Annotated in this window: 18 protein-coding genes; 8 read left to right on the top strand and 10 right to left on the bottom strand. The window is 66.2% G+C overall.

Annotated features, from left to right (window positions below):
- Window positions 1-243: 243 nt before the first annotated feature.
- From SH602x_RS08670 to SH602x_RS08655, 4 genes are all read left to right on the top strand, one after another.
- Window positions 244-1725, top strand: coding sequence for a sulfatase (locus tag SH602x_RS08670; RefSeq protein WP_479476407.1), 1482 nt, complete (start codon window positions 244-246; stop codon window positions 1723-1725).
- Window positions 1726-1736: 11 nt separating this feature from the next.
- A complete protein-coding gene (locus SH602x_RS08665) occupies window positions 1737-1976 on the top strand; it encodes a hypothetical protein (protein WP_479469011.1) in 240 nt (79 codons plus the stop codon).
- Between the two features lie 10 nt (window positions 1977-1986).
- Entirely contained in the window at window positions 1987-2724 is a 738-nt protein-coding gene (locus SH602x_RS08660) for an SGNH/GDSL hydrolase family protein (protein WP_479476406.1), read from the top strand.
- Between the two features lie 246 nt (window positions 2725-2970).
- Complete coding sequence (locus SH602x_RS08655) at window positions 2971-5016, top strand: cation:proton antiporter (protein WP_479476405.1); 2046 nt, start codon at window positions 2971-2973, stop codon at window positions 5014-5016.
- Window positions 5017-5046: 30 nt separating this feature from the next.
- Here the strand turns inward: SH602x_RS08655 and SH602x_RS08650 are convergent, their stop codons facing one another.
- Together SH602x_RS08650 and SH602x_RS08645 are read right to left on the bottom strand one after the other, a co-directional pair.
- A complete protein-coding gene (locus SH602x_RS08650; protein ID WP_479476404.1) occupies window positions 5047-6021 on the bottom strand; it encodes a UDP-glucuronic acid decarboxylase family protein in 975 nt (324 codons plus the stop codon).
- 52 nt (window positions 6022-6073) lie between these two features.
- The gene (locus SH602x_RS08645; RefSeq protein ID WP_479476403.1) at window positions 6074-6286 is read right to left on the bottom strand and encodes a hypothetical protein; all 213 of its coding nucleotides are present in this window, start codon (window positions 6284-6286) and stop codon (window positions 6074-6076) included.
- Between the two features lie 241 nt (window positions 6287-6527).
- On the opposite strand from SH602x_RS08645, the gene SH602x_RS08640 reads away from it, so the two are divergent.
- Window positions 6528-7079: an inorganic diphosphatase gene (locus SH602x_RS08640; protein WP_479469006.1), complete on the top strand. Its 552-nt coding sequence runs from the start codon at window positions 6528-6530 to the stop codon at window positions 7077-7079.
- A gap of 386 nt (window positions 7080-7465) precedes the next feature.
- Here SH602x_RS08640 and SH602x_RS08635 read toward each other — a convergent pair whose 3' ends face one another.
- Window positions 7466-8395 (bottom strand): hypothetical protein, encoded by a 930-nt coding sequence (locus tag SH602x_RS08635; protein ID WP_479476402.1) that lies wholly within the window; start codon window positions 8393-8395, stop codon window positions 7466-7468.
- Between SH602x_RS08635 and SH602x_RS08630 the strand changes: the two genes are divergently transcribed.
- Window positions 8367-9734 (top strand): hypothetical protein, encoded by a 1368-nt coding sequence (locus tag SH602x_RS08630; protein WP_479476401.1) that lies wholly within the window; start codon window positions 8367-8369, stop codon window positions 9732-9734. The genes SH602x_RS08635 and SH602x_RS08630 overlap by 29 nt on opposite strands.
- Before the next feature lie 113 nt (window positions 9735-9847).
- Here the strand turns inward: SH602x_RS08630 and SH602x_RS08625 are convergent, their stop codons facing one another.
- On the bottom strand, window positions 9848-11569 hold the full coding sequence (locus SH602x_RS08625; RefSeq protein ID WP_479476400.1) for a hypothetical protein: 1722 nt from the start codon (window positions 11567-11569) through the stop codon (window positions 9848-9850).
- A complete protein-coding gene (locus SH602x_RS08620; RefSeq protein WP_479476399.1) occupies window positions 11566-12108 on the bottom strand; it encodes a TIGR03546 family protein in 543 nt (180 codons plus the stop codon). The genes SH602x_RS08625 and SH602x_RS08620 overlap by 4 nt, the downstream gene beginning before the upstream one ends.
- A 433-nt stretch (window positions 12109-12541) precedes the next feature.
- Here SH602x_RS08620 and SH602x_RS08615 point away from each other — a divergent pair, with 433 nt between their 5' ends.
- Window positions 12542-12796, top strand: a complete 255-nt coding sequence (locus SH602x_RS08615; protein WP_479469001.1) for a carbon storage regulator — start codon at window positions 12542-12544, stop codon at window positions 12794-12796.
- Window positions 12797-13028: 232 nt separating this feature from the next.
- Here the strand turns inward: SH602x_RS08615 and surE are convergent, their stop codons facing one another.
- Together surE and SH602x_RS08605 are read right to left on the bottom strand one after the other, a co-directional pair.
- Window positions 13029-13712 carry a 5'/3'-nucleotidase SurE gene (gene surE, locus SH602x_RS08610; RefSeq protein WP_479476398.1) on the bottom strand — a complete coding sequence of 228 codons (684 nt, stop codon included), beginning with the start codon at window positions 13710-13712 and terminating at the stop codon, window positions 13029-13031.
- A gap of 164 nt (window positions 13713-13876) precedes the next feature.
- Complete coding sequence (locus tag SH602x_RS08605) at window positions 13877-15034, bottom strand: DegT/DnrJ/EryC1/StrS family aminotransferase (RefSeq protein WP_479476397.1); 1158 nt, start codon at window positions 15032-15034, stop codon at window positions 13877-13879.
- 231 nt (window positions 15035-15265) lie between these two features.
- Between SH602x_RS08605 and SH602x_RS08600 the strand changes: the two genes are divergently transcribed.
- Window positions 15266-16372, top strand: coding sequence for a GTP-binding protein (locus tag SH602x_RS08600; RefSeq protein WP_479476396.1), 1107 nt, complete (start codon window positions 15266-15268; stop codon window positions 16370-16372).
- 276 nt (window positions 16373-16648) lie between these two features.
- Here SH602x_RS08600 and SH602x_RS08595 read toward each other — a convergent pair whose 3' ends face one another.
- From SH602x_RS08595 to SH602x_RS08585, 3 genes are all read right to left on the bottom strand, one after another.
- The gene (locus SH602x_RS08595; protein ID WP_479476395.1) at window positions 16649-17497 is read right to left on the bottom strand and encodes an arylamine N-acetyltransferase family protein; all 849 of its coding nucleotides are present in this window, start codon (window positions 17495-17497) and stop codon (window positions 16649-16651) included.
- Between the two features lie 73 nt (window positions 17498-17570).
- The gene (locus SH602x_RS08590; protein WP_479476394.1) at window positions 17571-17867 is read right to left on the bottom strand and encodes a hypothetical protein; all 297 of its coding nucleotides are present in this window, start codon (window positions 17865-17867) and stop codon (window positions 17571-17573) included.
- 101 nt (window positions 17868-17968) lie between these two features.
- Window positions 17969-19879 (bottom strand): hypothetical protein, encoded by a 1911-nt coding sequence (locus SH602x_RS08585; RefSeq protein WP_479476393.1) that lies wholly within the window; start codon window positions 19877-19879, stop codon window positions 17969-17971.
- Window positions 19880-19906 lie beyond the last annotated feature (27 nt).

The raw sequence follows: 19906 nt of genomic DNA, 5'->3' as shown, positions 1-19906 counted from the left end.
TCTCGTTCCGCGTGGGAGGGAAGGCGACGGGAGTCCTCGGCAGAAGCCCCCCGCAGGTCGCCGGCGAATAAAATGACCTCCGCCGGCGGCCGATGCAAGCGACCGGTTCTTCTCCTGATTCCGCGCGAGGATGGTTCAATGGTCCGAATCGGTGACGACCTGTGTGCCACGGCTGGCTTGTCCAGCCGTGCCGGAAACGCCCGATTCGGACTGACAAGCAAGAAGCGGCATGCGGTTCCTCTCTTGCTCGCCGTCCTCCTCGCTGGTTCGATCGGCGCCGCGACGTCGGCGGCCGCCGAGAGCGAGCCGAAACGACCCAACGTCATCCTGATCGTCGTCGACGACCTCGGGTGGGCCGATCTCGGATGCCAGGGAAGCGTCGTCTACGAGACGCCCCACATCGATTCGCTGGCCGCGGAAGGGCTGCGGTTTACTCAGGCGTACGCTGCGTGCGCGGTCTGCTCCCCCACGCGGGCGGCGATGCTGACGGGGAGGATGCCGGCGAGGACGGGCGTCACCGACTGGATTCGCCCGGCGCCGCAGCGAGGCGGCCTGGGAACGCCCGACGCCAACCCGACCGAATACGTCGGCGGTCCGAAGAATCGTCTGCTCTGTCCGCCCAATCCTTACTGGATGGAGCACGAGGAGGTCACCGTCGCGGAACTCCTTCGCGCAGCCGGCTACCGGACGGGCCATATAGGCAAGTGGCACCTCGGCGACGAGGCCTGGTTTCCCACCACACAGGGCTACGACGAGAACTTCGGCGGCTGCGACTACGGCCAGCCCCCCAGCTACTTCGATCCCTATACCGATCAGAAGCATCCCGACGGCATTCCGACGCTGCCGTCGAAGCAGCCGGGTCAGTACCTGACCGATCGCGAAGCCGACGAGGCGGTCAGCTTCATCGAACGACACGCGAGCGACGCCGACGGAGGCGAACCCTCGCCGTTCTTTCTGACGCTGTGGCATTACTGCGTTCACACGCCGATTCAGGCGCCGCCTGAGGAGGCGGATCGCTGGAAGGCGAAGATCGCCGGCATGCCGGACGCGGTGCAGACGAACGCCGCCTACGCAGCGATGGTCGCCAGCGTCGATCGGGCCGCGGGGCGCCTGATCGAGACGCTCGATCGACTGAACCTGCGCGAGTCGACGCTGGTGATCTTCACGTCCGACAACGGCGGCCTGCTCGGCCCGACGAACAACTCCCCGTTGCGATCGGGCAAGGGCTATCCGTACGAAGGGGGAATTCGCGTTCCGCTGATCGTGAACTGGCCGGGAACCGTCCCCGTGCAGGAGTCCGCGACGCCGGCCATCAGCATGGACCTTCCGCTCACGATTCTCGAAGCCTGCGACGTGGCCGCGCCGGAGGATCGACCCCTCGACGGCGTCTCGCTGCTCGATTTCGCGAAGACGGGCGGACGGACTCCGATTTCGGCACGTCCCCTGGTCTGGCATTTTCCGCACTACCGCCAGCAGGACGTCGCCCCCTATAGCATCCTTCGCGACGGCGACCTGAAGTTGATCAAGCGGTACGAAGGGCCGACGTTCGAACTGTTCGATCTGGCGGGCGACCCCTCCGAAGAGAACGACCTGGCTCAAGACCGTCCCGACGACGTCAGCCGACTCGACGCGAAGCTCTCGCAGATCCTCGCTGACGCCGGCGCGAAACTGCCTCGCGAAAACCCGGAATTCCGCCCGACCCCGCCCGCGAAACGGGCTCGCTAATCATCCACGCCATGCCCAAGTTCCGCAAAAAGCCCGTCGTGATCGAGGCGGTCCAGTTCTTCCGTCTGGGGGATCACCCGGCCGTGGAAGTCGATCCGACGAGCCCTACCGGCTTCGCGATCCACACGCTCGAAAGCACGAAGTCGAAGCACGAGGTGACGCCGGGCGACTGGATCATCACCGGCGTGCAGGGGGAGCATTACGCCTGCAAGCCAGATATCTTCGAAGCGACCTACGAACCCGCCGAATGAAGGAAGTGCCATGATCCCTGCCAAGGTTCTCCGCCGTCGCTCGCTGCCGGCGTTCCTGTTCGCGATGGCGGTCGCCGCGCCGGTTCTGTTCGCGGAAGAGCCGCCCGCGAAAACCGCTCCCTCCGATCAGCCCCGGATCCTGATCCTGGGCGATTCGATTTCGATCGGCTACACGCCGTTCGTGCAGGAGACGCTCCAGGGCGAGGCGTTCGTCTACCGTCCGCTCAAGGCCGACGGCTCGCACGAGAACTGCGCCGACACGACGAACGGCGTCGCGAAGATCGACGACTGGCTCGCCCGCGAAGGAGGCGACTGGGACGTGATCCACGTCAACTTCGGTCTGCACGACCTGAAGCACGTGAAGCCGGGCACGAAGACCAATACCGACGACCCCAACGACCCGCATCAGGTCGACCTGGAAACGTATCGCAAGCAGTACGACGCCATCCTCGCCAAGTGCCAGGCGACCGGCGCCAAGCTGATCGTCGCGACGACGACCCCCGTTCCCGAAGGGAAGGTGAGGCCCTACCGTGCTCCGTCCGACGTGCCGAAGTTCAACGCCGTCGCGAAGGAACTGGCGGAGAAGCACGGCGCGGCGGTCGACGATCTGTTCGCGTTCGCTGCCGAGCGTCTCGAGAAGATCCAGCGTCCGGCGAACGTTCACTTCACCGACGACGGATCGAAGGCGCTTTCGGAGAAAGTCGTCGAATCGCTCAGGAAGGAACTCGCCGCGGCGAAGGCCGAGTAATCGACGGAAGGTGACGACCGCCCACGCCAGTGGTTCATCGATCGGTCTCTTTTTGGGTTGATCGAAGAGTTTCGGGTGCCACTGGCTCCGCCAGTGCCGAAGCTTGAATGGTCGTCCAACACGAGCGATCCGGCCTCCGGAAGCGCTGGCGGAGCCAGTGGCGCCCGGAGGAGAAGATGACAGACCACAAACTGACTCTCTACCCCTCTCGCTCCCAGCCGTTACCGATCGCGCAGGACCCGTCGCTTGGAGCATCTCGAACTCGTTCAGCTCGTCGGAATCATTCTCCTGGCGGTCGCGGCGCAGTGGATCGCGTGGCGGCTGAAGCTCCCGTCGATCCTGCTTCTGCTGTCGTTCGGACTGCTGGCCGGTCCGATCCTGGGGGCGTTCGGCGCCCGGCTGTTCTACCCCGACGAACTCTTCGGGCCGTCGTTTCAGCCGATCGTCTCCGCCTCCGTCGCGGTCATTCTCTTCGAAGGCAGCCTGACGCTGCAATTTCGAGAGTTCGAGCGTTACGGCTGGCTCGTCTTTCGGCTGCTGTCGGTCGGCGCGATCGTCACCTGGATCGGATGCACGATCGGCGCGCACTACCTGCTCGCCGTCCCCTGGTCGCTCGCGGCGCTCTTCGGGGCGAACCTCGTCGTGACGGGGCCGACGGTGATCGGGCCCCTGCTGCGGCATATCCGTCCCGACCGACGCGTGGGCGCCCTCCTGAAGTGGGAGAGCATCGTCATCGACCCGATCGGGGCGTCGCTGACGGTCCTGCTGTTCGAGGCCATGTTCGGCCTCTCGTGGTTCGATCAGCCGGCCGCGCGCATCGCGAGCGTCGTGGTTCTGACGTTGCTGGCAGGAATCGTGCTCGGAGCGCTGGGGGCGTTCGTCGCCGTGATCGCGCTGAAGAACTACCTCGTCCCGGACAGCCTGCATAGCTCCTTCGCGCTCGCGATCGTGCTCTCGGTCCACGCCGGCGCCAACCTGATTCAGGCGGAGTCGGGCCTGCTCGCCGTGACCTGCATGGGCATCCTGCTCGCCAATCAGAAGCAGGTCGTCATCAAGCACATCGTCGAATTCAAGGAGGCGCTGCGCGATCTCCTGATCGGGGCCCTGTTCGTGATGCTCGCGGCGCGGCTCGCGCTCCAGGATCTGGCCGACGCCGCGCTCCCGGCGCTCGCCTTCCTCGTCTTCGCGATCCTGATCGTGCGCCCTGCCTGCATCTTCGCGTCGACGTTCGGTTCGGATCTGAAACTGCGGGAGAAGCTGTTCCTGTCGTGGATGGCGCCGCGCGGGGTCGTCGCCGCGGCGGTCGCTTCGGCGCTTGCGCTGAAACTACAGGGACACAATCCCGAGCCGGGGCTCGCCGTCGAGAACCCGCCCGCCGTCGTGGCGCGGGATGACGGTTCGGCGGAACCCCTTTCCCCCGATCGCGGAGCGGGGCACACGCCGGTCACCGAAGAGATCGCGGACAAAGCCCGTCGCCTGGCGCCGGCGACGTTCGTCGTGATCATCGGGACGGTCGCCGTCTACGGGCTCACGGCCGGGCGACTCGCGAAGCGTCTCGGCGTCACGGGGGGAAGCGCGAAGGGCGTGCTGCTGCTCGGCGCCCACGAATGGGGGCTCGAACTGGCCAAGGCCCTGAAGGAACAGGGGTGCCCCGTCCTGGTGGTGGACTCCAGTCGCACGAACATCAACGCCGCCAGGCTCAGCGGCCTGTCGACCTATCACGGAAGCGTCCTCTCGGAACACGCCCACGAAGAGATCGATCTGGCGGAAATCGGCCGTCTGATCGCGATCACCCGCAACGACGAAGTCAACTCGCTCGCCTGCCTGCGCTTCGTGGAATACTTCGGGCGAGAGCAGACCTACCAGCTTCCGTTCGACGTCGGTCGCTCGGAAGGTCGCCAGGAAAAGGTTCCTTCCACGCAGCGCGGGCGATTTCTGTTTTCGCCCAACCTGACGTTCTCGCGGATCGAGGAGCTGCGGGAGAAGGGCGCCGTCTTCAAGACCACGAGGCTGTCGAACGAATTCACGTTCGCCGAGTGGACCGAGAAGTACGCCGACCGCGCCGTTCCGCTGTTTCTTCTGAAGAAGAACGGCGAACTGCAGATCTACACGCCGGACGTCGTTCGCAAGCCGGCGGCGGGCGACGCGATCCTCGCCCTGCTGTCAACCGCGCAGGACGAGTCGCCGCAGACGATCCTGTCGGCGAAAGAATCCTCGGACCCCACCAGCCGCAACCCCGATGCGCTGGCGAGCGAGGCAGCCGGGAAAGACGACGACGCAGCGCCCGCCTGACGCTGCCCAGGCTGTTCCGAACGAGACGGGTCAGTAATTCGGCGTGGGGGGGCGATAGTCGGAGAGCTTGATCGACTTGAACCAGTCGATCGTCTGCGCGAGGCCCTCGCGCAGCGGCGTCTTCGGTTCCCAGCCGAGTTTTTCCTTCGCGAGGTCGATGATCGGGCGTCGCCGGGAGGGATCGTCCGGGACGGGCGGCTGATAGACCAGTTCGCTCTTCGAGCCCGTCAGTTCGATCACGAGCTCGGCCAGTTCCAGGATCGTGAACTCGCCCGGGTTGCCGAGGTTCACCGGCCCGATGAAGTCGTCCGGCCCGTTCATCATCCGCAGGAAGCCGTCGACCAGATCGTCGCGATAGCAGAACGATCGCGTCTGGGAGCCGTCGCCGTAAATCGTGATCGGATCGCCCTGCAGGGCCTGGCGGATGAAGTTCGAAACGACGCGCCCGTCGTAAGGATGCATCCGCGGACCGTACGTGTTGAAGATCCGGACGATCCGGATATTCACGCCGTTCATGCGGTGGTAGTCCATGAACAGCGTTTCCGCCGCGCGCTTCCCCTCGTCGTAACAGGCCCGGGGGCCGATCGGGTTGACGCTTCCGCGGTAGGATTCCGGCTGGGGATGGACCTCCGGGTCGCCGTAGACCTCGCTGGTCGAGGCCTGAAACACGCGCGCCCGGCAGCGCTTCGCCATGCCCAGGACGTTGATCGCCCCCATCACGGACGTTTTGATCGTCTTGATCGGGTTGAACTGGTAATGACCGGGCGCCGCGGGACAGGCGAGGTTGTAGATCTGGTCGACTTCCAGCCAGAGCGGGTGGATGACGTCGTGCCGGATCAGGTCGAAGTTCGGCTTCCCCAGCAGGTGGGCGACGTTTCCCTTCTGGCTGGTGAAAAAATTATCGACGCAGATGACGTCGTGCCCTTCGGCGACGAGCCGCTCGCACAGGTGCGAACCGAGAAAGCCCGCGCCGCCCGTCACCAGAATCCGTTTCGTTCCGCTCATCGATCGCCAGTCTGAAGTTTTTCGGTAATGCCTACGACGAAGCGCTGAACCTTCATTCTGACGCGGGCGGCTCTCGCCAGCGGCGGATCAATCCCCAGGTCAGCAGGCCCCACAGGACCGCATTCGCCGCGATCAGCGTCACGAACGCGACCCATCCCGACCAGTCGTCTCGCCGCGCGAACGGAATCGCGACCGCGACCGCCAGCATCGCGACCACGACGGCGATCACAGGGCGCGACGGAGGCGGTGCGAAAGGCGCGGTCATGCCGGCGATTCTAGCCAGACGACGCCGACCTGGAACGCTTTGTCCGACCGGCCGCGAACGGCGCGGTAAGTTTGCTTCGTCGGGCTCCGCGCGAGACCTGCTGTCGAGCGGTTCGTCCGAGCGAAGTGATCGGCTCGCCGGCAGATCCTGCCGGAGGGTAGTCTGGGTAGCCTGCGCATTTGCTACGATGTCGTTTCCCGGCGAAACCGGGCGTTCCTGCATCTTTCATTCGACCTGACGCATGACTCACGCCTGGCACGACGTCATCCCCGGGGAAAAGCTCCCGCACGAGTTCACGTGCGTGATCGAGATCCCGACCGGTTCCTCGATCAAGTACGAACTCGACAAGCGGACCGGCCTGCTCAAGGTCGACCGGATGCTCTATTCGTCGGTTCACTATCCGGCGAATTACGGCTTCATCCCGCAGACGCTGGCGGAAGACGACGATCCGCTCGACGTGCTGGTCCTGTGTCAGGAGCCGGTAGCTCCGCTGACGCTGATCACCGCACGGGCCATCGGCCTGATGACGATGGTCGACTCCGGCAAGAAGGACCATAAGATCGTCGCCGTCGCGGTCCACGACCCGGCGTACAACAGCTACATGGAAGGGTCGGAGCTGCCGATCCACCGCATGCAGATGCTCCGGCGGTTCTTCCAGGACTACAAGATCCTGGAAGGAAAGAGCGTCGAGGTCGACGACCTGCTCGATTCCCGGGCCGCGCATCCCATCATCCAGAGCGCGCTCGAACGCTACAGCGTCTACCGCCGCCGCGGCTTCGCCGAATGGCCGTAAGCGACGGCGAGTATTCCTACTCGGAAAGCCAAATCCGAGGCATGACGCTGGCTCGATCCGGGAAGTCAGCGGAAGAAGTCTGTCGTGCCGTACTGACGGTTAGCGACAACGCTTTCGAGGCAAGCGTAGTTCTTCGGGACGCGTTCAGCATGGGCCTCGCCGAGTGCCTCGCAGTCGTTGAACGCGTTCGACGAGAACGCGAAAACGAGCCTGCGTCTGAGTGATCCGGAAAAGCTCGCCGTTCCGAACTCTTATTGACTTCGCCTGACGCTTTCGGCCACGCTGGTCGTCGCGTCGGTTCGCGCGCAGGAAGCGCCTGTCGGACCGTCGTCTTTCGGACGCGGAGGTACAGGGATGTACGCCCTTTTGCTGTGTGCGGTTCTCGGTCAGGTCGGCTCCGGCGGTTCGTTCGAGCCCTCGTCCGGTCCGCCCGCTTCGTCGTCCTTCGGGGGCGGGTCCGACTTCCAGCCCGCTGGCGAGTCGACGGTTCCTACGATGCCGCCTGCCGGATCGGGCGCGGGACCGAACTCCGCCTCCGCTCCCCCCAGCTTCGGGGCGAGCAGCCGCGCCAGCGCTCCTGCCGCGACGAGTCCCTCCGCCCCCAGTAGCTTCAGCACGCCCCGCGTCGCGGCGGCACCTGGCGCCGGTTCGGGATCGACAGGGTCGGCGGGTTCCTCCGCGACGCGACCTTCCGCCGGAACATCGACCGGAAGCGCTCCCCCTTCGTCGCTCCTGGGCGGAGGAACTCCCGCCGCCGCACGTCCCGCCAGCACGCCTTCGGGCGCGAACGCTCCGCGCGTCGGACAGTCCGGGTCGCCCGCCTCCGGCGCCGTGAGCCCCGGCGTCGCGGGCCCGGGCATCGGAACGTCCCCGTCCGGCGGCTCCGTTGTCGGCGGCAGTTCGCCGGGACTCGGCGGCTCGGGCGCTGCTGGCTCTTCATTCGGTTCCCCCGGCGTCGGCGGCGGTTCGCCGGGCGGCGGTTCGCCGAGCGTCGGGCCGTCGAATGCTTCGCCGACGATGCCTCCGGGCGGCGGCACGTTCCCGCCTGGCTCGACGCCGCCGGCTGGTTCCTTGCCGGGCAGTACGCGGGGGATGAACGACTTCGGCGGCGGCTCTCTGGGCGGAGGTATCGGCCCGAGCGGTTCAGGCGTGGGCGGGTCAGGCGTGGGCGGGTCAGGCGTGGGCGGTATACCGCCTGCGGCTTCGGCGCCCGTCCTTCCGCCGTCGACGTTTCCGCCCTCCGCGCTGCCGTCGACTTCGCGTCCCGGCTCGGCGCCTGCCGCGTCGATGGCTCCGACGCTGGAGAAACTGAACAACGACGCGGCTCCGTCCGTTCGACAGGAACCCGCCTACGTTCCCCCGACCCCGCTTTCTCGCAGGGCGTTCGAAGCCGGTTCTTCGCAGCTCGGCTGGGCCTATTCGCTCCCTGCGTCGGTCGCTGCCGACGGTTCGCCGCTGAGCCTGGTCGACCTGGTGCAGAAGTCGTCGTCGCGATCCCGTCGGACGGAAGCCGTTCAGGAGTACTGGAAGGCCGCGGTTGCGCTGCTCGACGTGCGGTTCGCGGAGGAAGAGTTTTCGACGCTGCAAAACAGTCCGGCGCCCGACTCGCCGTTGAAGCGGAGCGCCGTCGCCGCCGCCCGGGCGCGCGTCGCCGAGGCTCGCATGGAACTTCGCCGCCAGCGGGAAGAGCTCGCCGCGCGTCACGGATCGGCGCTCGGATCGCCCCTTCCGCTTCCTGCCGACCGACCGTTCATCGGGCCGTACGACACGAAGATCCTGGGCATCTACAGTTCCCGTCGACCGCCGCGGGACGCGATCGACCTCGACCAGTTGATCGCGGAAACGGGCGAGATCGCCGCCGCGCGAGGCGAAGCGGCCGCTCATGCCGCCGAGGCCCGCAACGCCGCCGGCGTAACGATCGAGCAGTACCTTGCGGCCTTCGATCGCTGCAGGGACGCGCGGATCGCGTTCCTCGCCGCGGTACGTGACTACAACCTCGCCATCGCGAACTACGCCCTGTACGTCAGCGATCCGTCGCTTCCCGCCGAACGCATCGCGAAGATGCTGGTCGACGCTCCGGCGGCTCCCAGCGATCCCGTCGCCGCGAGCGCTGCGACGTCGACGGCGTCGACCGCCATCGTACGAACCCTGGGCGAGACGCGGCCTCCGCTGCCTGCCGGCGCGGTGCTGATTTCGTCCGTGCCGATCGACGCGGCAGACATGGGCAAGCCGATCGGCCCCGTCGCAGCGGCTCCCGTCGCGACGTTCCCCGGCGCGATGGCGACGCCGCCTGAGCTTCCCGCGGTCGCCTCTAACGTCCTGCCGGCTAGCGCGAACGTCGCAGCCGACGAATCGCAACCGATTAACTGGTATTCCGCGGATGTGAGCGCCAATCCGCGATCGGAAAACCCGCCGCGGGAGCTGCCGCCGTCGGAGGCGGACGAACCGATCCAGCAGGAAGCGGGGAACCCTGCCGGGCTGGCCGAGGTCGAACCGACGCCGCCCGGTCTCCAGCTTCAGGCGGGGGATTTCGAGCCGCAGTCTGACGGTCTTCAGCCGACCGGGGCAGGGCTCGTTCCGACCGAGACGCTTCAGGAGCAGAAGCCCCCAGCGCCTGTCACCGGCCTCGAATTTTCCGGCGCCGCAGTCAGGTAGCGTTCCGTAGGGCTGGCGCCCTCGCCTGCCACGAAGCTGGTACCCGCCGCAATGGCAGGCGAGGGCGCCAGCCCTACAAGCCGATCGCTTACGCTCGCCATTCGACCGGCAACTTACCGCCGGAGCAGGTTGGGCAGCTTCAGCGCTTCGCGGGGCAGGTTCAGTTTCGGGCTGATGCGATCGACGACCGTCCGTTCGAGCTCCGCCAGCGAGGGGAGCTTCGGAACCGCGGCAGCCAGTTCCCCGTTGCGCTGCTTCACCCGTTCGAGGACCCGCTGTTCGATCGCGTCGAACGACCCGGCGAGCTGCGATTCGAGCTGAACGCGGCGTCGGGCCAGACGCTCGGTCGCGACCTTCTCGAACGCAGGCGCCAGGCGGTCGGCGAGGTCGGTCGCGAACTCGAACTTCGGCGACTCGCGCTCTCCCTCGAAGCGAACGGCGACGTCGAAGGCGTCGATCGTCGATACCGCTTCGCCGATCGCGGCGACCAGTTCGCTGCGCTGCGAGCTTTCGCCCACCGGGTCGAGGGCTACTCCCTGATGCCGCAGGACGGCCGTGCCTTCGATCCGATCGTCGACGATTTCGGCGTGGACGGTGCAGATGACCTGCTGGGCCGACGCGGCCAGCGCCCAGGCCGTTTCCTTGCCTAGTTCGAAGCGGACGGGCTGCGTCGAACGGACCTCGACCAGCAGCGTATCCCGGGGGCGGTCGGTCGTGCGGTCGATGACCGCCTGGACCCGCGTCGGCAGCGGCTTTTCGACGTAGAAGTCGATGACCAGCGGCTCGGTCATGCGGCGAGGCTGGGGCGTCCAGTTCGTGCAGACGAGGGCGAACGGATACCGGTCGTCGCCCGATTGCATCGTGCCGTCGCACGCGAATCGCCGCACCAGCAGATCGGGTTCGCCGGACAGCGACGGGAAGAAGACGTTACGCCCCTCCGCCCGTTGCGGTTCGAGCTCAGGGTTCGCGAGTTCGCGAATGGCGATCGCCCAGCGGTAAGCGAGCTTGGCCGTCTCCAGCCGATCCTCGCCGATAAGGCTTTCCGCGATCTGCCGCGGCTCGGTCTTGATCGCTTCGGGAATCGCGCGGAGCTTCGCCAGATCGGCGTTCTTCGCCCCGCGAAGTCGCAGGCGATCGGCCTCGATCTGCTTGGGCAGACCCTTCAGTTCCTTGACGAGCGTGTCCGATTCCGTCCGGATGCTCTCCAGTTCTTTGGCGATCGCCGCCAACCGATCGACGGCCCGGAGCGGGTTGGCCCGAAGCTCGGACGACTCCTTCTCCAGCAGGGCGACGCGTGCTTCGAGCAGCTTCGCCCGACGCTTGAGCAGTTCGAGCCGGGTCTCCCATTCCTCGACGATCCGCTCGCCGGTCACGTAGGTGGACGATTCGCGGAGGAGCGTCTCGACGTCGAGTTCCACGCTCGTCAGCGCCTCGGCCAGATCCCGCGCCGCGAACGGGGGCGGGGCCAGGTCGATTCGCGTACGGCCGATCGAGGCCAGGATTTCGTCGGCGGAAGCCTCCACGCCCGTCGCGGAGATTTCATCCACCACGAAGCGCCGGCGAGTCAGCGCCGCGCCGTCGAGATCGAGCGTCGCCTGCGGGATGACGAAGACGGCGTCCTTCGACGAAGGCGATGCCAGGCGGACGTTCTCCGCCACGAAGGCTCCGGCGGCGAGGTCGAATCGAACGCGATCGACCTGGGCGTCGACGCCCAGCCCCTGGCGGAGCGAGGTACAGACGAACGACCGCAGGGCGGGGCCCGTGCCGAAGAGGACCGCGCCGCCGAGGACGACGCCGACGCCGATTCGCGGAAGGAGGTAGCTCCAGCGAATCATTCGCGGCCGCCTGACGCAAGGGTTCCGGGCGCGGCGATGCCCCGTCCGATGAATTCGGGTCCTAGCGCCTCGCGGACCCACGCCCGGCTGCGCAGCGCCCGATCCACCGGCGCGGCGGTCCAGCGATGAATCAATCTCACGGCGACGTAAACGGGGCAGGCGGCGGCGAGTCCGGCCAGCAGCGATCCGGCGACGATCGTGTTATCGAGCCGGGTCCAGCCCGCCCAGGGGAGCGCGAAGAAGGCGTTCCAGAGCGGATACGTCCGCTCGTGTTCCAGCAGGGCGGCGCCCAGCAGGTCCAGCTGTCCGTCGCAGAGCCAGCCGATCCAGGCGAAGAGCAGGGCGGAGGCTCCCGCGGTAGCCAGGTTCACCCGCAGCGTAAGCAGCAGCGTCGCCAGCAGCAGCGACGTCAGGTTGTCTTTGGGGACGATCCCCAGGACGGCTCCCATCGCGGCCCCCAGCGCCGCGTAATGCGCGCCGGCGTCTTCCCAGAAGGGAGCCGCGAGCGAGCGAACGGGATAGTAGAGCCAGGAAAGCATCGGACGACCGGGAGCGACGAGAAGTCGGATTCGTCGGCTCTTATCGTCCCTACGATCGGAAAGGTGCAGGACCTTCTCAAGAAAATAGAGCGGGGCGCCGGGTTGTCGCGATTCGCCTCCGGCCTAGGTGGATGCAGCGCGACCGGATGATCGGACTCCGGGCGTTCAGTGGTCGTTCGCGGCCCATCCAAAGCTGAGACAGTTGTCGCAAATCGAGACAGCGCTTGCGTTGCATCGGCCAGGCGATACGGAAACGCGGGGTCCGATGTGCAGCATTTTGCGACAGCCGTTAACGATTTTCGCGAGATTCGGTTGTTTTCTCTCAAGCCTCGAAAGAATCGGGTCGGCGCCGCGAAATCGGCATAGGGGTTGCAAACAGTTCTCTACCGTCAACGACCTCCTCTCACTCTACGAACGAATCAGGGAAGATCTAATGCTCGTTCTCAGTCGCAAGGCCGGCGAAACCATCCGCATCGGCGACGACGTGATCGTCACCATCAACCGGATCAACAAGAACCGGGTCTCGATCGGCATCCACGCCCCCGACGGCTATCGGGTCCTCCGCGGCGAACTGGAAGACTTCCAGGATGCCGCCGGCGAAACGTTCGAGGTCGAAGCGACGGCGCTCGCCGGACCGCTCGGTCGTCGCATCGCGACGCTCCCGTTCCCGGAACGTAACGCTTCCTGAGCGTCAGGAGCGATCGTCCCGGCATGGCGATCGGCTGCTGCGGCAGAGCGATCGGCTCTTGATCAGCGGTAGATGACTCGGACGTCACGCAACGTGTGACCCAACGTGGAGAGCAGATCCACGTCGTCCGGAGTTCGGCTCCGTTCGAGAGCTCCAGGCAACTTGCCAGGGCTGCTCCGCTCGATCTTCAGGAAGTCGTCGACAGGTCGATCGATTACCGTCGCCCTTCGGCTCAGCCAGGCAGTCGTGTGAGGCTGATCGCCCCGCCGAAGCACGTATCGACGTCCGATCCCGCCCCGCGCGGCCGGGCGTGATAATCGGTCCCGATCAGCAGGGCGCCGTCGCTCGCTTCGATGCGAAAGCGGAACTGCTCCTTCGCAAGGGGTGATTCGCGAATCTGGGGCGGGCCGTTCTCGCTATCGATGTGCGGCAGGTTGACGTTGAGGAAGCCCTCTGCCGGCGGCTCCTTCAGGATCGTCGCCAAGACAGCGCTTACCATCTGCGAAGCGAACGCCCAGTCGATCGTGCGCTCCCGCTTCAGGTAGTGCGAGAACGCGGCAGCGGGTCGCCCGAAGAGCGAACCCTCACGCGCGGCTGCGACGGTGCCCGACATATGCACGTCGACGCCTAAGTTGCCTCCGTGATTGATTCCGGAGAAGACCCAGTCGGCGTCCGGCGCCAGGTGCAGCAGGGCCAGCCGCACGCAATCCGCCGGCGTCCCCTGCGCGACCCACCAGTTGGGCCTTACCTCCCGAATGTCGATGGGCGAACCGGTCGTCGTCTGATGACCGCAGCCGGACCAGCACTTGTGCGGCGCGACGACGACGACCTCGTCGAAGAAAGGCGCGACCGCTTCCGCCAGCGCGGCCAAGCCCGCAGCCTCGATTCCGTCGTCGTTGCTGAGCAGCGCTTTCATTCGGTATCTCGTCGATCGACAGCGAAGCTTGATGAGATGGTTCGTGTGCCACGGCTGGCTTGTCCAGCCGTGCTTGCTGCGGCCCCATTCTGCACGGCTGGACAAGCCAGCCGTGGCACACACTCGTCATCTATGAAGGCGAGCGAACAAGAGAGGCGACCTGTCTATTTCGACGCTTCCAGCGCCTGCGCCAAGCGTGCCAGCGCCGACGCGTAGAACGCAAGTACGTCTTCGCCTGTCGTCAGCGCCGTGTGATGAATCACGATCGAGTTCCGCGCGGCTCGTTCGGATTCGGTCAGGTCGCCCGACACGCGCGATCGTCGACCGGCCCGTCGCGCGAATCCGCGAAAGCCTTCGCCCGCCGGCAGTCGAGCCGCTTCCAGGCATCGGAGCGCGTCTTCGCGAAGGTCCACGACGTCGTCAGCCAGCAGCAGGCCCCACTTATAGAACGCGGGGGTAACCGCAGGCGAAGACTTCGTGCAACGGAGCGTTCTATTGCCGACCGCAAGCGAAGCGGACAGACGTTCGATGCTCGCACGCCGTCGGCGGTTCAGTTCGTCGAGCGTCGCCAGTTGCGGCAGCAGGGCCGCGGCCTGCAATTCCGAGAGGGGATACGCGTCGTTGCCGCGGTCGGCGAAGATGGTCATCCGCTGGGCGAACGTCTCGTCGGAAACGAGGACGGCTCCGCCGCGACCGGCGGTCAACGTCTTCGAGCCGCCGAAGCTGACGACCGAGAGATGGCCGAAGCTGCCGATCGCGCGCCCGTTCGCCTCGGCGCCGAGCGCCTGGCAGAAATCTTCGAGCATCACGACGCCGCTGCGGTCCGCCCACGCTCTTATGGATGCGCCGTCTGCCGCGTCGCCATGCAGGTGCGAGACGATCGCCGCCCGCGTGCGATCCGACCGGGCCGCTTCCAGCTTCTCGATCGACAGGCGAAACGTTCCGGGCTCGACGTCGACCAGCACGGGCGTCGCGGCGACCGCCTCGATCGCGCGGAAGTTTCCCGGATAGTCGTAACCGGCGAGCAGGACCTCGTTTCCCGGTTCGAGCAGCAGGGCCCGCAGCGCCAGTTCCACAGCGAACGTCCCGGAACAGCACGTCCGGGCGCGTCGGTGTCCGAAGCGTTCCGCGAGCGCTCCTTCCAGATCCCTCCCTCTCGGGCCGTCGTACTTCGCCCAGAAACCGTCCGCCAGCGACCGCTCGACCGCCTGGCGAACGTTCGCATCGTGTTCCGCCGGGGCGACGGGAAGCCCTTCCGGCAGAACGTCGTGCGCCTCCGCAGCCAGTTCCAGAGCGAGTTTACGAAGGGGCTCCCGGTTCAACTTCGGTTCCTGAGCGGGTCGTCTAAGCGATGAAGGTGTTCCCGTAGGGCAGGCGCCCCGCCTGCCATCTCAGCGTAAACCCGGATCGTGGCAGGCGGGGCGCCTGCCCTACAAGAGCTGTCGCTGGGACATTCGCACGATCGTCAGCATATACTGACGGATCGCGTTCGATGGGGAGGTCGTCCCTGCTCGGACGCTTTCCGCCAGGGTTCCGCTGCAGGATTCAGAGCCATGTCTTCCCCCCGCGTTCGCTTCGTCATGATCGGCGGATTCCTCGGCGCCGGAAAGACGACGACCATCGCGCGGCTGGCGAAGCATTTCGTGCACGAAGGGAAGCGGGTCGCGATCGTCACCAACGATCAGGCCCACGATCTGGTCGACACGGGCGCGCTTGCGGCGGAAGGTTTCGACGTCGGCGAAGTTCCCGGCGCCTGCTTCTGTTGCAAGTTTAACGACCTGGTCGACGCCGCGGCGAAGTTGACCAAGGCGACGGCGCCGGAGATCATCATCGCCGAGCCGGTGGGAAGCTGCACCGATCTGATCGCGACGGTCATCGAGCCGCTCAAACGATTCTACGGCGACTCCTACGAAGTCAGTCCGCTGGCGACGCTGGTGAAGCCCGAGCATGGCTTGAAGATCCTCCGCGGCGAGAAGGGCGTCGGCTTCTCGCCCAAGGCGGCTTATATCTTCCTGAAGCAGATCGAAGAGGCCGACCTGATCGTCGTGAACAAGATCGACAAGCTCGACGACGACCAGCGCCGGGAGCTGATCGAACTGCTCGGTCGCCGCTACCCGGACAAGCCGTCGCTGCTTTACAGCGCTCGCACGGGCGAAGGCTTCGACGCGTTGGTCGAGGCGCTCGCCAAGCCGGCGGCGGACCACGCGAAGATGATGGACGTCGACTACGACATCTACGCCGAGGGCGAAGCCGAACTCGGCTGGCTCAACTGCATAGTGGGAGCCGCGAAACACGAAGGGACGTTCGCCCTCGACGAAGCGATCGTCGAACTCGTGAGTCTGCTCGGCAGGCGTCTGGCCGAGATCTCCGCCGAGCCCGCGCACTTGAAGGCGCTGGGGCAGGGGGGCGACGCCTACGCGATGGCGAACCTCGTCTCGTCCGACGGCACGGCGGAACTCTCGCACGCGTCGGGCGTCGCCGTCTCCCAGGCCGATCTGATCGTGAACGCCCGCGTGGCGACGGCGCCTGAGGATCTGGAACGGGTCGTCCGCGAAGCGACGGAGGAGTTCGCCGCGAAACTCGGCCTCGAATGCTCCATCGACCGGATGCAGCGCTTCCGCCCCGGTCGCCCGGTGCCGACGCATCGCGTGGGAGCGTGAGCAAGTCTCTTCGTAGTGTTGGCCTCGGCCGTACTACGTTCCACCGAGACGATGGGCGACGAAGGCGACCAGGGCCACGAGCATGATCGCTAGTGCCGTCAGAAAGGCCGACACGAAGAGCAGGTAGAGCAAACCGTGAAAACTGACGAAATTCCGTCGCGCTCTTGAGGGCAGCGCCGGAGGGTTCGCCTGAGGCGGTTCATAGGGGTTCGACATTACCGGCGCCTACCTCGACCGATGGACTCGAGCAGCCCTTCGACGGCCAATCAGAGCGCACTACCATGGTCGCTTCCCGAGGACGGGCGTCACGACGTCGTCGAAGCGGTCGAGACCCGCGAGGGGGAGACGAATCTCCCGCTCCAGAAACTCGCGGAGCTTAGGCAACTCGCGAAGCTCCTGCTTCTCTGAAGGTTGGCCGGGACGATGGAAGGCGACGTCGCCGTTCAGGCAGACGATCCGCTTGCCGTCGTCGACGCGGGAGACGAACAGGTTCTGCGTGAAGAGCGAATCGGGGTGCGTAGAGACCCACCAGTTCGCCGCCGCGTAGTCGCCGGGCGCCTGTTCCTGCAGATCGAAGCGATAGACCTTCGCCCAATTCTCGCCGAGGTAGGTTTGCAACTCGAACTCGGCGCCCCGCGCGACCAGGCGGAAGGCTTCGTGCGGGGTCGCCTGGTCGACGCCCGCCTGCAACAGCAGAGGCGCCGTCGGCGTCATGCCGCCGAAACCGACGTCGACCACGAACGGCCTGCCTGCCATCTCGACCCGCAGCAGCATGTGCGAGCGGGGCGGCAGCGCTCCGTCGGGCTGCCCCCACAGGACCCGCGCGGCTAGCCCGTTCGCCCGGTAGCCGAGCAGCCATAGGACGTGCAGCAACAGCAGGTTCTGCTCGTAGCAGTATCCGCCGCGGCGATCGAAGACGAGCTTCGCCTGGATCGACGGCAGATCGATCCGGACCGGCTGCCCGAGCAGCGAATTCAGGTTCTCGAACGGGATCGAACGGACATGATGCAGCACGATCCCTTCCAGCGTCGCCGGCGTCGGCTTTCGCGACCCGTCGTACCCGATCCGCTCGAAGTAAGCGTCCAGGTCGACCAGCGGAAGTTCGGTCGAAAGGTCGAGCGTCATGCGAGGTCGTTGATCGTGTCGTGAATCTCGTAGGGCACGCGCCCCGCCTGCCACGGCAGCGGCAACCAGGTTCTCAACCAGCAGAGCTTTCCCCTTTCGCGACTGCCGCCGTAATCAATGGACGTAAGGCATCATCGACCTCGGCGTCTCCGAAGGCTCCCCCAAGGAGTTTCAGTCGCTCGACCATTCTTGCGTCGAGCAGTTTCAGATCGAACGCGGCCATAAGGTACCTGAGAACGTCCAGCGTGTGAAAATCTCGTTGCAGGATCTGCTTTAACTCGTCTACCAGCAGAGAGGCCTCCGGCGTGATTCGCGCAGTCTCCTGGAGGCGCATGATGATGGAGCTATCAAGCTCTCGCTGATGGGCCATCGTATGCCTTTGAGGGATGTCTTTGACTGCCGCGCGGAACTTGGTTGCCGAGGCGGCGGCAGGCGGGGCGCCTGCCCTACGGGAGAGATCGCCTAGCGCCTTTATTCCAGCTCGAACGCCGACTTCTCAGCCGCGGGCGCCGGGGCGGGCGTGCGACGAAGGTAGACCTCGATTTCGCCTTCATGCTCAGCGATGCGGTTCCAGGCGTTGTTCGACCGGAGGAACAGGTCGCCGTCCGCAGGCGCGACGAAGGTCGCCTTGGCGCCCAGGTCGATCTCTTCCGAGAGCGCGAACTGGTCGTAGAACGCTCCCACCAGTCGACCCGCCCCCTGCGGGTCGCCGTCGGCCGTCACTGGCTCGGCGCCCGTCCCGGCGGTCCACTGGCCGACCGCGGCGACGTCATAGGAGACGCCCTTCTCGACCCGCAGGCCCGACGCCTGCCACCCCCGCTTGGCCTGGATCTTGGCCGACAGGCGGCGATCGAGCGCCAGTTGCTTGAACTTCCCGTTCCACTCCCAGGCGCAGAGATCCGCGCGATAGCCGTTGTCGAGCTGCTGCAGGAACAGTTCGTATTCGAACGAAATCTGCGGCGCGACGGGTCCGTAGACGGCTTCGAAGCTGACCCCTTCCCGCTGCTCCATCAGGCCGAGCGCCAGCGCGCGAAACCGATCGCCGTAGTTCGGGTTGTTGGCCAGCAGATGGCAGAGCGCCCAGCGCCAGGAATAGTTCTGCCAGGAGTCGCCGGTCGTCTGGCCCGGCGCGACGATCTCCAGCATCTGCTTCTTGGGCTGCACGCCCTGCAGGTAGGTAATCACGACCGGATCGACCTGCACGTCCAGGCGTCCCTCCTTCCAGTAGTTGCCCAGTTCGGCGACCCCTTCGGAGAGCCACGTCGGCCCGGTCGAGCCGTACGTCAGGCTGCAATAGGCGTGCATCGCCTCGTGCTGCACGACGCCATGGTCGTCGCAGGCGTAGACGATCGCCATGCGCTGGTTTCCCAGCCGGGCGCTGCGGGTGACGCCCGCGCCGTCGGCGATCTGCTGCACGCCGAAGGGATCCATCTCCTCGACGGGCCACTGCGACAGGTCGCGGACGACGTAGCACTCGATCGGCTGAGCAGGCGGCTTCCCGAAGTAGGCGCTGACCAGTCGCACCATCCGTTCGAGCTTGGCCAGCAGAATCTGCGATTCGCGGTCGGAGAGATCCGTATGGAGCAGGAAGAACTGCGACCGGACGTCGCGCGGCGGGCTCGGCTCGTCCGAGAGATTCCGAAACTTCGCCACGAGCTGCTCGTCGACGCCCGCGCCGATGGTCGAGCCAGCCGTCTCGGTCGCCAGTTCGATCGTCGCTTCGATCGCGATCCAGTCGCCCGTGTTCAGATGGATCGCGCGGATCGACGCCTGGGAGCCGGGCGTCGCCCGCTGATAATCTTCGCTCGTCAGCGAGGCCGTCGCGTTCTCCGCCGGGGCGACGAAGACGAGGGACTTCCGCGTCGCCTCGTTCTGCGGCAATTGAAAGTAGAGTCGCCCGTTGCGGCGTCGAACGATCGGCGCGGTGACGCGAACCTTCGCGTAGCCGGTCGGCTCGGGCGCGGGCGCGAGGATCTCGACCGCCGCCTGGGTTCCCTGATCGTCGAGCAGCTCGAACGATGCCAGTTCCTGCTCGAAGGCGCCGGCCCGGTTCATGGCGCCCTCGAAGCGAATCACCGCGCCGACCGGCACGTCGGCCTCGGGAATCTCGCCCGCGACCTTCACGACGGCCGCTTCGTTGACGATGCCCGCCCCGCCGGCGAGCGCGATGCCTCGGTCGTTCTTCCCCTGGATCCGGAAGACGACCTCGCCCTCCTTCTCGGTCATCACCACCAGCCTGCCTGGCCCGACCGAGCGGACCTTCCCCTCGAACTGTCCCCGCTTATCGACGGCGACCTGCGTCTGGGCGAACGCCTGCGTCGCCGACAAGGCGGCGACAGTCGTCGCGACGGCGAGCGCAAGCGCGAGGCGGGCGACGTGCATGGGAAAGGTCGATCGGCGAGAGAACGA

This window comes from Lignipirellula cremea (assembly GCF_056501455.1).
This window is presented reverse-complemented; position numbering and strand designations above follow the sequence as displayed.